We start from the raw sequence: 14,483 nt of genomic DNA, 5'->3' as shown, positions 1-14,483 counted from the left end.
AAAAAAGCCCGCATTTTCATGCGAGCTCTTCTTTAAATATGGCGGTGAGGGGGGGATTCGAACCCCCGATACGTTGCCGTATACACACTTTCCAGGCGTGCTCCTTCAGCCACTCGGACACCTCACCATATTGTCATCCCGTTGTTGACGGGACGGGCGCTAATGTAAGGAAAAGCCGAACTGCCGTCAACTCACTTTTTCAGTAATTTAGCGCGTTTAGACAAACTTCAGGCAACATGATTCTTAAATGTGCATAAAATGCCTCTTTTATCAGCAACGCGGTTTCCTGATAAATTTGTTATGCTGACAATCCACTTGAAAATGAAAGCAAAACAGCGCAATAAAAGGCAGGAATGACCATGGATATTCTCTTCTATCACCCTACATTTGATAACGCTTACTGGATTGACGCACTTTCGGCGGCGCTGCCCGGCGCACGCGTACGCGAGTGGAAGCGCGGCGATAATGAACATGCTGACTATGCGCTGGTCTGGCATCCTCCGGTAGAAATGCTCCAGGGACGCAAGCTGAAGGCCGTTTTTGCCCTTGGAGCCGGCGTGGATTCCATTCTGAGCAAACTTAAGGCACACCCTGAAATGCTGCCGGAAGACGTTCCACTGTTTCGCCTGGAAGATACCGGAATGGGCCAGCAGATGCAGGAATATGCCGTGAGCCAGGTTCTGCACTGGTTCCGCCGCTTTGATGACTATCAGGCATTTAAGCAGCAGGCCCGCTGGGAGCCGCTGCCGGATTACCGTCGTGAAGACTTTACCATCGGCATCCTCGGCGCGGGCGTGCTGGGCTCAAAAGTGGCTGAAGCCCTTGCTCCGTGGGGCTTTCCGCTGCGCTGCTGGAGTCGCAGCCGCAAAGATTATCCGGGCGTAGAGAGCTTTGCCGGGACGGATGAACTCCCGGCCTTTCTGAACGGGACGCGCGTGCTCATCAACCTGCTGCCCAATACGGCGGAAACGGTCGGTATCATCAATGAAGCGTTGCTCAATCAGCTCGTCGATCGGAGCTACCTGATGAACCTGGCGCGCGGGGTGCATCTGGTCGAGCCCGATCTGCTGAAGGCGCTGGACAGTGGAAAGCTTAAAGGTGCCATGCTGGATGTCTATAGCCGTGAGCCGCTACCCGCGGAAAGCCCGCTGTGGGCGCACCCGCGCGTCGCGATGACCCCTCACGTGGCCGCCGTGACGCGTCCGGCAGAAGCGGTGGCGTATATATCCCATACCATCAGCGAAATGGAAAAGGGTAACCCGGTCACCGGCCAGGTCGACAGACAGCGCGGCTACTGAGAGAAACCCGGCGTTCGCCGGGTTTTTGCTAATATTCGCCGCTGATAACTGCTATCCTTTGGAAAAACCGCAGAGGAGAGAGAGATGTATCCCGTTGACCTGCATATGCACACCGTCGCCAGTACCCACGCTTATAGCAACCTCCATGATTATATCGCCCAGGCGAAGCTTAAAGGCATCAAGCTGTTCGCGATCACCGATCATGGCCCGGATATGGCGGATGCACCGCACTACTGGCATTTTGTGAATATGCGGATCTGGCCACGTCTGGTGGACGGCATTGGGATACTGCGCGGCATTGAGGCAAACATCAAAAATACCGACGGTGAGATCGACTGCACCGGACCGATGCTGACGTCTCTTGACCTTGTCCTCGCCGGCTTCCATGAGCCGGTTTTTGCTCCTCAGGATAAAGAGACCAATACCGCGGCGATGATTGCCACCATAGCCAGCGGCAATGCGCACATTATCAGCCATCCCGGTAACCCCAAATATCCGATTGATATTCAGGCTGTCGCGCAGGCGGCAGCGAAGCACCGCGTGGCGCTGGAGATTAATAACTCCTCTTTTGTTCACTCGCGTAAGGGCAGTGAAGCCAACTGTCGCGAAGTGGCGGCCGCCGTCCGCGATGCGGGCGGTATGGTGGCGTTGGGCTCAGATTCTCATACCGCGTTTACGCTGGGTGATTTCAGCGAGTCCCTGAAAGTGCTGAATGATGTTAACTTCCCGGAAGCGCAAATCCTGAACGTGACCCCACGCCGCATGCTCGATTTCCTTGAGTCCCGCGGAATGGAGCCGATTGCCGAATTTGCCGATCTTTAATTGTGTTATGGAATCATAAAAAATGAACGAGTTTTCCATCCTCTGCCGCGTGCTGGGTACGCTCTATTATCGCCAGCCGCAAGACCCGCTGTTGGTTCCGCTTTTTACGTTGATTCGTGAAGGTAAACTGGCGCAGAACTGGCCGCTGGAACAGGATGATTTACTGGAACGTCTGCAAAAAAGCTGCGATATGCAGCAGATTGCGACGGACTACAATGCACTGTTCGTCGGCGATGAGTGCCGCGTTTCGCCATACCGTTCTGCCTGGCAGGAAGGGGCGACGGAAGCGGAAGTCCGCGCTTTCCTCTCCACCCGCGGTATGCCGCTGAGCGATACGCCGGCGGATCATATCGGTACGCTGCTGCTTGCTGCCTCCTGGATCGAAGACAACGCCGGGGATGATGAGAACGAAGCTATCGAAACCCTGTTCGAAACGTACCTGCTGCCGTGGGTCGGAACATTCCTTGGTAAAGTTGAAGCGCATGCCACCTCGCCATTCTGGAGAACGCTGGCACCGCTCACGCGCGACGCGATCGCGGCGATGTGGGATGAGCTCGAAGAAGAGAATGAAGAGTGATCTAGGTCACATAAATTCTGCAACCTTGCATTTCAAATTGCACATAATGTGCTTCTGATCGCATTTCTATGGTGCGCTTCTGCTAAGATGCGCGCCATGAACATATTACTTTGTATCGCAATAACGACGGGCATTCTCTCCGGACTTTGGGGATGGGTGGCCGTGTCTCTCGGATTACTCAGCTGGGCCGGATTCCTTGGCTGTACGGCCTATTTCGCCTGCCCGCAGGGGGGCGTCAAAGGGCTCTTTATCTCTGGCTGCACCCTGATGAGCGGTGTTATCTGGGCGCTGGTGATCATGAAAGGCAGCGCGCTGGCGCCGCATCTGGAGATGCTGGGATACGTGATGACGGGCGTTGTTGCCTTTTTAATGTGCATCCAGGCTAAGCATCTGCTGCTTTCATTTGTTCCTGGAACCTTTATTGGGGCGTGTGCGACCTTTGCAGGGCAGGGTGACTGGAAGCTGGTGGTCCCCTCCCTGGCGCTGGGGTTGCTGTTTGGCTATGCCATGAAAAACAGCGGTCTTTGGCTGGCGTCGCGGCGGGAAAAAGCGCAAAACGTCACGGCAGTGAGCGAATAAAAAAAGGCGAGATAATCATCTCGCCTTTTTTATGCGCTTCCTGTCAGGATTCCGGAGGGACTGACATATCGCGGTATTTCACCAGTATCGGGTTCTGCACGTCTGCTTTGTTTTGCAGATCCCACAGCCCGCGGTCAATACCGTCGTTGATTAAGAAGATCACGCCGGTTTCAATGGCTGACATCAGACACATCATGACCGGCTCGTTGGAGGTGTAGCCAATTTCACCCTCCAGCAAACGCTGGTAATCGATGAAGCGGAATACCCCTGCCTGAACTTCATAGGACAGTATGGTTTTGCTGGTGTTCACCGAAGAGAGCACTTCGCCTGTACTGACGTTGACCACACGCAGGTTAACGGCAATTTGGTCGAGCTGGTATTGGGTATCCGCGCCGATACCGAAATACCGCGCGCCCGCTCCACCCGATTTAACGTTACTTTCGTAGCCAATAATCGATCCTTCAATCATCACGTTCGCTGCCGCCAGAGATTCCAGAGGCGTACGGTTATTGGCCGCGACGGTACCATTTTCCTGTGCTGCACGAATGATTTTACGTTCATTCAACAGGTTCTGGAGACCCTGACGTTCCAGGGGAATAAACCAGTGCGAATCCTTGAGCGCGGTAACCAGCATCGCGGTTGCGCTTTGCGGCACGGCCGTGGAGAAGTTACTTGCCGGGTAAGGTTTGAATTGCCCGGTTTCATCCTGAATGTTGTATACGGAGACAAATATTTTCCCCGTTGGAGCAGGTAAATGCGTTAAATCACGATAACTCTGGGCCCGAGGCATTAATGTAGGTTTTGCAGCTTCTTTAGGTGGAGCAGTTAAACAACCGCTCAATAAGCACACTGCAACAAAAATCAGGAAGCGCTGCATGATCGTTGTCCTTATTTAGCTATTGTTTAAAAGTCAGTTGAATTACTTTGTAGACCGGAAACCTGAATGGTGGAGATTCTTCCGGTTTTACGATCGGTCACGTTCAACTGAAGCTGTCCGTCAGTGTTGGCGATATCAACGATAAAGTCGTTGGTCACCATCCGGCCGGGTTTACCGGTATTAATGTTGGTTAGTAACCCACCTAAAATCTGCGACTGAATAGCTTGAGTGAAGTTGTCCAGTGCGGACGGGGTATCAATGCTAAAATCCTTTAAGCTGGGATCCTTATAGGAGTTTTGCGCCTGAGCTTCATTCAGCAGGAACGCGCCGTTGTTAGGGTTACCGCCAAAGTTAGGGTTACGGAACTGAAACGTCATGTTTCCGGCCCAGCTTATGGGTGTTATTAGCATTATCGAAACAACTGCATATGCAATACGCATGACAGCCTCCGCATATCGGTTCGCTAGAACTCGTCTTTTGCTAAATCGCTGGTGCTTAATAGGGCTTTATCTATTTGCAGGCGATTAATAGCGTCTTCTGATTGTGCCAGTGCCAGGGCTACGTTTTTATCGAAGTCCATTTTTGTGGGGAATAAAAACGTTTGATAAATAACGTACTGATTAGCCGTTATTGTTATCCAACTTCCCCATCGTGCACTGGGCCGCTCGTTGATCGTTATATTTCCGGTATAAGTACTGTCCCATTTATCACTAAAGGCACGGTAAAAACTGTGCCCGACCGATGAAACAGTGTGGTCTGTTAACAATCCGGGAACTTCGACCTCGACGGCCTTCAGATTCCCGGCAGCGAGCAGGAAACTCGCTGCGGCGATCCAACTCAACGTGCGCTTCATGTGATTAACGCCTGAGGTTATCGTTTGCCCACGAAACAGCCTGAGTTCTGTTTTTCACAGCTATCTTCTTGAAAAGATTATAAAGGTGCGTCTTTACCGTATTTTCGCTGATAAATAACGAACGGGCGATTTCAATATTTGAAGCACCAATGCGTAACTTATTCAGGATCTCTTTCTCACGGTGCGTGAGCAGTGCTGACTCTGAGCTGTTATAACGATAATTTCCCGAGTGCGTGATGAGATAACTGGCAAGCTTTTGCGAAAAATAACACTCTCCGCGCAATATACCTTGCAGACCCTCAACTACCCGGTCTTCTTCTTCTGTGACGTAGAACACGCCATTGATATGCGGCCAGCTTTCAATATCTCTGAAAGGATATTCATCAGGCGTATTCAACAATAGCACGCGGATATTGTTGTTTTTCCTGCTTAAAATATCTTGCCAGTAATGGATAAGTTTTTTATCCGCTTCCATCATATCGAAAAGAATGATGCTGCCAGGTGCAATATCATCAAAAGAACGTTGAATATTATGCAATTTTCCGTTCAGTGATAAAGATTGCTTTAAATGTTGTAATAATGCTGTCGCTTGCAGAGAAGGTTTTGTGATCAACAGTAATGTATGACCATGTAAACTATGGACTTCATTATACATGATGAAACCCCACTTTATTTGGCACCTGGCAGCTGTCCTCCTGTTTAAAAGAGGACACCAGAAGTACTGACAGATGTTGCACTGCTGTGTGTAGAATCAGACCATAACCTCCACGGGGAGGTAAATATAAAACCAATTTCGTACATCTAATTTCAATCTAGCTTTTACGAAGTTTAAAGCAAGTGTTAAACATGTAACATAATGTAAAAATAAATATTAATTTATGAAAATCGGTTGTTTTGAATGGCGAGAATTGATGAGAAAGTTGTACACATAAATAGAGATGCACAGATTTTAAAAATCATACAAATATTTCCAATTGTTTGATTTGTATTGGTATTTATTATTTTTATAAAGCGATAATTTAGTATGAGTTACAGGTTGTTACTAAGTCCACGAATGAGCATGAGTCTGGCTTAAGAAAAGAAGCTTCGTGTCACGTGCTGAGAAAAAATGCTCTCATGCCGTTACGTTTAAACACCCCGGGGGGAGGCGTGGACAGCTTTTGTCTTGCTGTACAACCTTTTCTAAAAACGCATTTAATAAAAAATATAAGCTGGCCTGAATAAAGTGGTTTTTGATGTAAATTACGACTTTGTGGTGATCTGAAAAATAAAAATAAGCCGCGCGGGTGAGATATTTAAAATGTTTCAGCGGACATACTCTTCACCGTAACGACGCGTTAACACAATACGAATCGTTTTTACATGTGACACTGTTATAGGGTTATGGAGTTATTCAATAACCAGGTCCAGGGTGACAACATGAAATACACATCGTTATTTATGATGTTTACATTACTGGGTGCGCCTGGATTTGTATCCGCAGCGAATTCAGATTTAGCAAATGCTGAATATAACTTTGCGGTTAACGAATTAAGTCTTTCATCACTCAATCAGGCAGCCATTATTGGTCAACAGGGTGTTTTCAATGACGCTCAGGTTCGCCAGGAAGGTTCGAAACTATTGTCCATTGTTTCCCAGGATGGGGCAGGCAACAGAGCGAGAGTTGATCAATCAGGGAGTTACAATATAGCCTGGATCGATCAGAGCGGAAACGCGAATGATGCAGGTATTACGCAAGATGGATACGGTAATAGCGCGAAAATTATCCAGAAAGGGTCGGGTAATAGAGCAAATATTACGCAGTACGGTACGCAGAAAACCGCAGTTGTAGTGCAGAAACAGTCGCAAATGGCGATTAACGTTATTCAACATTAGCGCTTTCGCGACGACTTTAATCAATCCGATGGGGGTTTACCATGAAATTTCTCAAAGTGGCAGCGCTTGCAGCAATCGTAGTTTCTGGTAGTGCTATGGCGGGTTCTATTAATCAGGGCGGCTGGGGTCATGGGCATGGTCATGGCGGATACAGTGGTCCAAATTCAACCCTGAATATTTATCAGGACGGTGGCGGTAACTCCGCGGTTGCTCTGCAGACAGACGCCAGAAATTCCGTGCTGAATATTACCCAGAAAGGTGGCGGTAACGGCGCTGACGTTGGTCAGGGTTCTGATGACAGTAAAATCAACCTGACCCAGAAAGGATTCGGCAACAGTGCAACACTTGATCAGTGGAACAGTAAAAAATCTGTTATGAACGTTAGCCAGTCCGGCGGCTTTAACGGCGCACTCGTTGACCAGACTGCCTCTAACTCTACTGTCAACGTTACCCAGATCGGTTTTGGTAACCACGCGACAGCTCATCAATACTGATACTGAAATCTGTGCTACAAAAAAACAGGGCATCAGCCCTGTTTTTTTTCGGGAGTTCATCATGAATACCTTAATTCTCCTGGCCGCGCTTTCCAGTCAGATCACCTTCAAAACGTCGCAGCAGGAAAATATGACCACCATTATTCCTCAGGTCACTCTGGCGCAGTCGTGTGATTGTCAGGTTCAGATTGTTTCTTTACGAGAAGGGCAGGGGGGGCAAAGTTCTTCCCGGCAGCAAAACACACTTTTTATACCCGCTAATCAGACGATTGATTTAATGCGCCTGAGTTTAAATATTAATGCAGGAGACACGGTAAAAATCGTTGTTACCGTTACAGATGGAAAATCGCTTCATTTATCACAACAGTGGTCGCCAGCGGAACGTTCGCTATAAAAGTGTATTAAATCAATGCGTTGTGAATGTGGCGGGTCTGTGCCGTTGAGCTATGCTGATATCAGGGACCAGGTCGTTATGTTCCGTAACGTGAAACTTCGTTTGCCGTAATAAATGAAGCGCGTTTACCCCTCATGGACGATTTTCATTGAGGAGTACCTATAATGAACAACTATTTTGCTCGACTCGTAGCAGGTCTGGGTCTGGTCGTTTCTGCTTTGAGTATCCCGGCTTATTCGGCCACAGTTGTTGACGGCGGTGTCATTCATTTTCGCGGTGCTATCGTCGCCGACCCTTGTGAAATCACTCCGCAGAAGCAACAATTTGCAATGTCATGTCCAAATAATAACCGTATGCAAACGCGTATGGTCAGCTATGAAGAGGCGCTTAACGGGAAAGTGAGCGACTCAAACCTGGCAACGCTCAATATGAAATACCTTAATCCTGAAAAAACGCTTGCAGTTATTGAAATCCAGTATCGCTAATGCGCGTTCTCCCCGCCCTGAGGAGGAAGAGGATTTTTTCTGATAGTTTTTTCTCCCGGTCACCTCTGCGATACACTTAAGAAAAAGGCGGATTGCAGAGGGGCTTTATGAAACCGCAAATTGAAATTATTCAAGGCGATATTACGACAATGCACGTCGACGTCATCGTCAATGCGGCCAATCCTTCCCTCATGGGGGGAGGCGGTGTAGACGGGGCGATTCACCGTGCTGCCGGACCGCAGCTGCTCGAAGCCTGTAAAACCGTGCGGCAACAGCAGGGCGAATGTCCTCCCGGTCATGCGGTAATTACGCTGGCGGGCAATTTGCCCGCCAGAGCGGTTATTCATGCCGTTGGGCCCGTCTGGCACGGTGGCGATCGGCACGAAGCGAGTATTCTGGAAGAGGCTTACCGGAACTGTCTGCGACTGGCCGCCGACAACGGTTATAAAACGATGGCGTTCCCGGCTATCAGCACCGGCGTGTATGGTTATCCTAAAGCGGCAGCCGCAACGATCGCTGTAGAAACCGTTTACCGCTATCTGTCGTTAAAACCGCTGCCAGAGAAGGTGATTTTTGTCTGTTTTGACGACGACACCACGCATCTTTATCAGCGGCTTCTGACTCAGCGCAGACAAGAGCTGGAAAGCTGAAGCAAACGCGGCGCATCAGGTGCGCCGCGTGGTTTATGAGGCTTTTGCCTGCGGTTTTCCTGAAAAGAGGAAACGCAGGAGCGGGATCCGCAGATGGATTTCGTAAAGTACGATCGCCACCCCTACCACAAAAACCAGCCCGGTAAAGAAGCCCAGCGTGTTGGAGGCGATGTGCGGTGTGATGTAAGCCCCGAAGAAAAGCGTCAACGGATGATGCACCAGATAGATAAACAGTGATGCATTAACGAAGTAAGTCACGCGGCTGGACTTAAAGTTCAGCAAGCGATGGCCCAGCGCGAATACCACGTTCACCATCCACAGGCCCAGCAGCATCGTGATCACGCTTTCCGTTTCATACATCCAGGCGTCGCCGCTGCCGTAGCGCTGATTCAGCAGATATGCAGCGAACGCAAGGGTTGCCCCCAGCGCGCACCACGGTGACGGGGTGACAAACAGCGATTTAAGCTTTGGATGAATAAAAGCCAGCGCGCCGATTAAAAAGAACGGAATGTAGAACAGTGACTGCATCACCACGAAATTAAATAACCCGTCGCTCAAAATAGGCGGATAGACGATAAGCAGCGTCCGTCGCACGGCGGCATAAGCGATCCCCAACAGCAAGAAGAGCACTGACAGTTTGCCCATCGTAACGTTGGCGAAGAAGGTGTCGGCTTTCGTGCTCAGATGGTGGCGCAGGCGGCTAAAAATCAACAGACTTACCGTTGTGAGCACTACAAGGACCAGCAGGAACCACAGGTGAGACACCAGCTCCCAGACCAGCGTATTGTACTTTTCATACAGCGTCAGATTCGGCCAGTTCTCCGCTTTGCCTTTGACGTATTGCAGCATAATGAACTGAGGCAGCGTCAGCAGCGGAATTGCGGTCAGCATGGGGATGCCCACGCGCTCCACGCGTACTTTCCACCATCGCTTAAGCGGGTATCGCAGAAACAGCATGTAAGAAAAATAGCCGGATATGACGAAGAAAACCTGCATACGAAAGGCGTGAATAAAGTCGTTAAACAGCGTCAGCCACCAGGAGGGCATCTGGCTATTCACGTGCCAGGTATGGCTGGAGTAAATCAGTGAAATGTGAAAGGGGATCCCCAATAGCATCAGCCAGGCCCTGATCGAGTCGAGGAAATATTCACGTTCTGTTGGTGTTGTGCTCATATAACGTTGTGCATTCTCAGACTTTTCGTCTTATCCCTAAGACTCATAATGGTTACATTCGAAGCCAACCCTACACCAAGACCGACACCCTGTCTCCAGGATAAGCACGCAAAGTGAATAGCGGGTTCTTTCATTTGCTTAATCCATGAGCCAGCAGCTGAACAAAGCAGTGATAATGTTGTCGGATTGCCTGAGTTTCCATTAAAATGGATCGGATCGATATAAGCACACAAAGGGGGAAGTGCTTACTTATTATGAAACATAAACCACAGATGATGAAAATGCGTTGGTTGGGTGCTGTAGTGGTGTTATCACTGTATACCTCATCGGCACTGGCCTTTAACATCGACGATGTCGCAAAACAGGCAAAATCGATGGCAGGCAAGAGCTACGAAGCGCCGAAAAGTAACTTGCCCTCCGTTTTCCGCGACATGAAGTATGCGGACTATCAGCAGATCCAGTTCAATCACGACAAAGCGTACTGGAGCAATATTAAAACCCCGTTCAAGCTTGAGTTTTATCATCAGGGTATGTACTTCGACACGCCTGTTGCCATCAATGAAGTGACGGCAACAGCGGTACGTAAGATCAAATACAGCCCGGATTACTTCAATTTTGGCAATGTGCAACACGACAAAGATACGGTGAAAGACCTGGGCTTCGCAGGCTTTAAGGTGCTTTACCCGATCAACAGCAAAGATAAAAACGACGAAATCGTCAGCATGCTTGGTGCCAGCTACTTCCGCGTGATTGGCGCGGGGCAGGTATACGGGCTTTCTGCGCGCGGACTGGCTATTGATACCGCGCTGCCATCAGGTGAAGAGTTCCCACGTTTCCGTGAGTTCTGGATTGAACGTCCAAAACCAACGGATAAACGTCTGACTATCTACGCGCTGCTGGATTCGCCGCGTGCGACCGGGGCCTATCGCTTTGTGATTATGCCGGGCCGCGACACGGTGGTTGACGTACAGTCTAAGGTTTACCTGCGTGATAAAGTGGGCAAACTGGGCGTTGCGCCGCTGACCAGCATGTTCCTGTTTGGGCCGAACCAGCCGTCACCAGCAACCAACTTCCGCCCGGAACTGCACGACTCCAACGGTCTGTCGATTCATGCCGGTAACGGTGAGTGGATCTGGCGTCCGCTGAATAACCCGAAACATCTGGCGGTGAGCAGCTTCGCGATGGAAAACCCACAAGGTTTTGGCCTGCTGCAGCGTGGTCGTCAGTTCTCCCGTTTTGAAGATTTGGACGATCGCTATGACCAGCGTCCAAGCGCCTGGGTCACGCCAAACGGTGACTGGGGTAAAGGTAAGGTCGAGCTGGTAGAAATTCCAACCAACGACGAAACCAACGATAACATCGTTGCTTACTGGACACCGGATCAGCTGCCGGAAGCCGGTAAAGAGATGAACTTCAAGTACACCATTACCTTCAGCCGCGACGAAGATAAGCTGCATGCGCCGGATAACGCGTATGTGATGCAGACTCGCCGCTCAACGGGTGATGTGAAGCAGTCAAATCTTATCCGTCAGCCTGACGGCACCGTGGCGTTTGTCGTGGACTTCACGGGCCAGGATATGAAGAAACTGGCACCGGACACCGCCGTTGCCGCTCAGGCCAGCATCGGTGATAACGGTGAAATCGTTGAGAATACCGTGCGTTACAACCCGGTAACCAAAGGCTGGCGTCTGACCCTGCGCGTGAAAGTGAAAGATCCGAAACAGACCACTGAAATGCGTGCTGCGCTGGTCAGTAACGATCAGCCGCTGAGTGAAACCTGGAGCTATCAGCTACCTGCCAATGAATAATACATCTGAATATATTGATGCCATGCCGCTGACGGATATCGAAAAAGCGGCACTGCCTAAGAGCGACATCCGCGCGGTTCACACCGCGCTGGATGGTGAACATCGTCAGTTTTCCCGCGATGATGATACGCCGCTTGGGTCAGTCAAGGCGCGTCTGGAGCAGGCCTGGCCGGACTCGCTGGCGGAAGGGCAGTTGATTAAAGACGATGAAGGACGCGATCAGCTTCAGGCGATGCCGAAGGCCACGCGTTCCTCTATGTTCCCCGATCCGTGGCGCACCAACCCGGTGGGTCGCTTCTGGGATCGCCTGCGTGGACGTGATGTGACGCCGCGCTATCTGTCACGCCTGACGAAAGAAGAGCAGGCGTCTGAACAGAAATGGCGTACCGTGGGGACAATCCGTCGCTATATCCTGCTGCTTCTGACGCTTGCGCAGACGGTCGTCGCGACCTGGTATATGAAAACCATCCTGCCGTATCAGGGCTGGGCATTCATAAACCCGACGGACATGATGGGCCAGGATCTCTGGGTCTCCTTCATGCAGCTGCTGCCGTACATCCTGCAGAGCGGCATCCTTCTGCTGTTCGCGGTTCTCTTCTGCTGGGTCTCAGCCGGCTTCTGGACCGCGCTGATGGGCTTCCTGCAGCTGCTGATGGGGCGTGACAAATACAGCATTTCAGCATCAACGGTCGGGAATGAACCCCTCAATCCTGAGCACCGTACCGCGCTGATTATGCCTATCTGTAACGAAGACGTTGACCGCGTATTCGCGGGGCTGCGTGCAACCTGGGAGTCCGTAAAGGCCACCGGCAACGCGGAGCATTTCGACGTTTACATCCTGAGCGACAGCTATAACCCCGATATCTGCGTGGCAGAGCAAAAAGCCTGGATGGAGCTGATTGCGGAAGTGCAGGGCGAAGGCCAGATCTTCTACCGCCGCCGTCGTCGTCGTGTGAAGCGTAAAAGCGGTAACATTGATGACTTCTGCCGTCGCTGGGGTAACCAGTACAGCTACATGGTCGTGCTGGATGCAGACTCCGTCATGAGCGGAGATTGCCTGAGTGGTTTGGTGCGTCTGATGGAAGCCAACCCGAACGCGGGTATTATCCAGTCCTCACCAAAAGCGTCCGGAATGGACACCCTTTATGCACGCTGCCAGCAGTTCGCCACCCGTGTTTACGGGCCGCTGTTTACGGCAGGTCTGCACTTCTGGCAACTGGGTGAATCGCACTACTGGGGGCACAACGCCATTATCCGCGTGAAGCCGTTCATTGAGCACTGTGCGCTGGCGCCGCTGCCGGGCGAGGGTTCGTTTGCCGGCTCTATTCTGTCGCACGACTTCGTAGAAGCGGCGCTGATGCGTCGTGCTGGCTGGGGCGTCTGGATTGCCTACGACCTGCCGGGATCGTACGAAGAGCTGCCGCCGAACCTGCTGGACGAGCTCAAGCGTGACCGCCGCTGGTGTCATGGTAACCTGATGAACTTCCGCCTGTTCCTTGTTAAAGGGATGCACCCGGTTCACCGTGCGGTGTTCCTGACCGGCGTGATGTCGTATCTCTCCGCACCGCTGTGGTTTATGTTCCTTGCGCTCTCCACCGCGCTGCAGGTCGTCCATGCCCTGACGGAGCCGCAATACTTCCTGCAACCGCGGCAGCTGTTCCCGGTTTGGCCGCAGTGGCGTCCGGAGCTGGCGATCGCGCTGTTTGCCTCGACCATGGTGCTGCTGTTCTTGCCTAAGCTGCTCAGCATCATCCTGATCTGGTGCAAAGGCTCGAAAGAGTACGGCGGTTTCTTCCGCGTGACCCTTTCACTGCTGCTGGAAGTCCTGTTCTCCGTGCTGCTGGCGCCGGTGCGTATGCTGTTCCACACCGTGTTCGTGGTCAGCGCATTCCTGGGCTGGGAGGTGGTCTGGAACTCACCGCAGCGTGATGACGACTCCACGCCGTGGAGCGAAGCCTTTATGCGCCATGGTTCTCAGCTGCTGCTGGGTCTGGTGTGGGCGGCCGGGATGGCGTGGCTGGATCTGCGTTTCCTGTTCTGGCTGGCGCCGATTGTCTTCTCGCTGATCCTGTCGCCGTTTGTCTCCGTGATCTCCAGCCGTTCGACGGTGGGGCTGCGGACCAAACGCTGGAAGCTGTTCCTGATCCCGGAAGAGTATTCCCCGCCGCAGGTGCTGGTGGATACGGATCGTTACCTGGAGCAGAACCGCAATCGCACGCTGGATGACGGCTTCATGCACGCCGTGTTTAACCCGTCATTCAACGCCCTGGCAACGGCTATGGCGACGGCGCGTCACCGCGCAAGCCAGGTGCTGGAGATTGCCCGCGATCGTCACGTTGAGCAGGCGCTTAACGAGACTCCGGAAAAACTCAACCGCGACCGTCGTCTGGTCCTGCTGAGCGACCCGGTCACGATGGCGCGTCTTCACTACCGCGTGTGGTCCGCTCCGGAGAGATACTCTTCGTGGGTAAACTACTATAAGGAACTGAAACTTAACCCGCTGGCGTTGAAGGCGAAGTAAGTTGTTAAGTAGGGCGGGTAAGCGAAGCGACTCCCGCCAAATAAAATACCGGCTTAATCGCCGGTATTTTTTTAGAG

16 protein-coding genes and 1 tRNA gene are annotated in these 14,483 nt (G+C 51.5%); 11 read left to right on the top strand and 6 right to left on the bottom strand.

All coding sequences use genetic code 11. The features are described from left to right. Positions 1 to 39 precede the first annotated feature (39 nt). A tRNA-Ser gene (locus tag UR504_RS03625) sits at positions 40 to 127 on the bottom strand. Positions 128 to 359: 232 nt separating this feature from the next. Between UR504_RS03625 and ghrA the strand changes: the two genes are divergently transcribed. The 4 genes from ghrA (at position 360) to UR504_RS03605 (ending at position 3,276) form a co-directional block, all read left to right on the top strand. Continuing rightward, the gene (gene ghrA / locus UR504_RS03620) at positions 360 to 1,298 is read left to right on the top strand and encodes a glyoxylate/hydroxypyruvate reductase GhrA (protein ID WP_115874709.1); all 939 of its coding nucleotides are present in this window, start codon (positions 360 to 362) and stop codon (positions 1,296 to 1,298) included. An 84-nt stretch (positions 1,299 to 1,382) separates the two neighbouring features. Then, on the top strand, positions 1,383 to 2,120 hold the full coding sequence (locus UR504_RS03615) for a phosphatase (protein WP_302234717.1): 738 nt from the start codon (positions 1,383 to 1,385) through the stop codon (positions 2,118 to 2,120). Positions 2,121 to 2,142: 22 nt separating this feature from the next. After that, a complete protein-coding gene (locus tag UR504_RS03610) occupies positions 2,143 to 2,697 on the top strand; it encodes a molecular chaperone (RefSeq protein ID WP_029740002.1) in 555 nt (184 codons plus the stop codon). 96 nt (positions 2,698 to 2,793) lie between these two features. Next, positions 2,794 to 3,276, top strand: a complete 483-nt coding sequence (locus UR504_RS03605; protein ID WP_248173431.1) for a DUF1097 domain-containing protein — start codon at positions 2,794 to 2,796, stop codon at positions 3,274 to 3,276. 43 nt (positions 3,277 to 3,319) lie between these two features. On the opposite strand, the gene csgG is transcribed toward UR504_RS03605, so the two are convergent. From csgG to csgD, 4 genes are read right to left on the bottom strand one after another with little or no spacing between them, the layout of a single operon-like run. After that, complete coding sequence (csgG, locus tag UR504_RS03600) at positions 3,320 to 4,153, bottom strand: curli production assembly/transport protein CsgG (RefSeq protein WP_021240792.1); 834 nt, start codon at positions 4,151 to 4,153, stop codon at positions 3,320 to 3,322. A gap of 26 nt (positions 4,154 to 4,179) precedes the next feature. Beyond that, positions 4,180 to 4,593, bottom strand: coding sequence for a curli production assembly/transport protein CsgF (csgF, locus tag UR504_RS03595; RefSeq protein WP_023311106.1), 414 nt, complete (start codon positions 4,591 to 4,593; stop codon positions 4,180 to 4,182). Between the two features lie 23 nt (positions 4,594 to 4,616). Further along, entirely contained in the window at positions 4,617 to 5,006 is a 390-nt protein-coding gene (gene csgE / locus UR504_RS03590; protein ID WP_008500845.1) for a curli production assembly/transport protein CsgE, read from the bottom strand. 4 nt (positions 5,007 to 5,010) lie between these two features. Then, positions 5,011 to 5,661: a biofilm master transcriptional regulator CsgD gene (gene csgD / locus UR504_RS03585; RefSeq protein ID WP_021240790.1), complete on the bottom strand. Its 651-nt coding sequence runs from the start codon at positions 5,659 to 5,661 to the stop codon at positions 5,011 to 5,013. Positions 5,662 to 6,425: 764 nt separating this feature from the next. On the opposite strand from csgD, the gene csgB reads away from it, so the two are divergent. The 5 genes from csgB to ymdB all read left to right on the top strand — a co-directional run bounded on the left by csgB (position 6,426) and on the right by ymdB (position 8,904). After that, entirely contained in the window at positions 6,426 to 6,881 is a 456-nt protein-coding gene (gene csgB / locus UR504_RS03580) for a curli minor subunit CsgB (RefSeq protein ID WP_248173434.1), read from the top strand. 41 nt (positions 6,882 to 6,922) lie between these two features. Then, positions 6,923 to 7,375: a curli major subunit CsgA gene (gene csgA / locus UR504_RS03575; protein WP_008500842.1), complete on the top strand. Its 453-nt coding sequence runs from the start codon at positions 6,923 to 6,925 to the stop codon at positions 7,373 to 7,375. 61 nt (positions 7,376 to 7,436) lie between these two features. Next, the gene (gene csgC / locus UR504_RS03570) at positions 7,437 to 7,769 is read left to right on the top strand and encodes a curli assembly chaperone CsgC (RefSeq protein ID WP_111966172.1); all 333 of its coding nucleotides are present in this window, start codon (positions 7,437 to 7,439) and stop codon (positions 7,767 to 7,769) included. A 164-nt stretch (positions 7,770 to 7,933) separates the two neighbouring features. Continuing rightward, entirely contained in the window at positions 7,934 to 8,254 is a 321-nt protein-coding gene (locus UR504_RS03565) for a type 1 fimbrial protein (protein WP_111966171.1), read from the top strand. A gap of 107 nt (positions 8,255 to 8,361) precedes the next feature. Then, complete coding sequence (ymdB, locus tag UR504_RS03560) at positions 8,362 to 8,904, top strand: O-acetyl-ADP-ribose deacetylase (RefSeq protein ID WP_111966170.1); 543 nt, start codon at positions 8,362 to 8,364, stop codon at positions 8,902 to 8,904. A 33-nt stretch (positions 8,905 to 8,937) separates the two neighbouring features. Here ymdB and mdoC read toward each other — a convergent pair whose 3' ends face one another. Next, the gene (gene mdoC, locus UR504_RS03555; protein WP_274242577.1) at positions 8,938 to 10,077 is read right to left on the bottom strand and encodes a glucans biosynthesis protein MdoC; all 1,140 of its coding nucleotides are present in this window, start codon (positions 10,075 to 10,077) and stop codon (positions 8,938 to 8,940) included. 254 nt (positions 10,078 to 10,331) lie between these two features. On the opposite strand from mdoC, the gene mdoG reads away from it, so the two are divergent. Further along, complete coding sequence (mdoG, locus tag UR504_RS03550) at positions 10,332 to 11,885, top strand: glucans biosynthesis protein MdoG (protein WP_302234718.1); 1,554 nt, start codon at positions 10,332 to 10,334, stop codon at positions 11,883 to 11,885. Continuing rightward, positions 11,878 to 14,406, top strand: a complete 2,529-nt coding sequence (gene mdoH / locus UR504_RS03545) for a glucans biosynthesis glucosyltransferase MdoH (RefSeq protein ID WP_115874713.1) — start codon at positions 11,878 to 11,880, stop codon at positions 14,404 to 14,406. The genes mdoG and mdoH overlap by 8 nt, the downstream gene beginning before the upstream one ends. Positions 14,407 to 14,483: the final 77 nt, after the last annotated feature.

This window comes from Enterobacter sp. 241F3 (assembly GCF_034106785.1).
In the GTDB taxonomy this organism is placed as follows: Bacteria; Pseudomonadota; Gammaproteobacteria; order Enterobacterales; family Enterobacteriaceae; genus Enterobacter; species Enterobacter vonholyi.
This window is presented reverse-complemented; position numbering and strand designations above follow the sequence as displayed.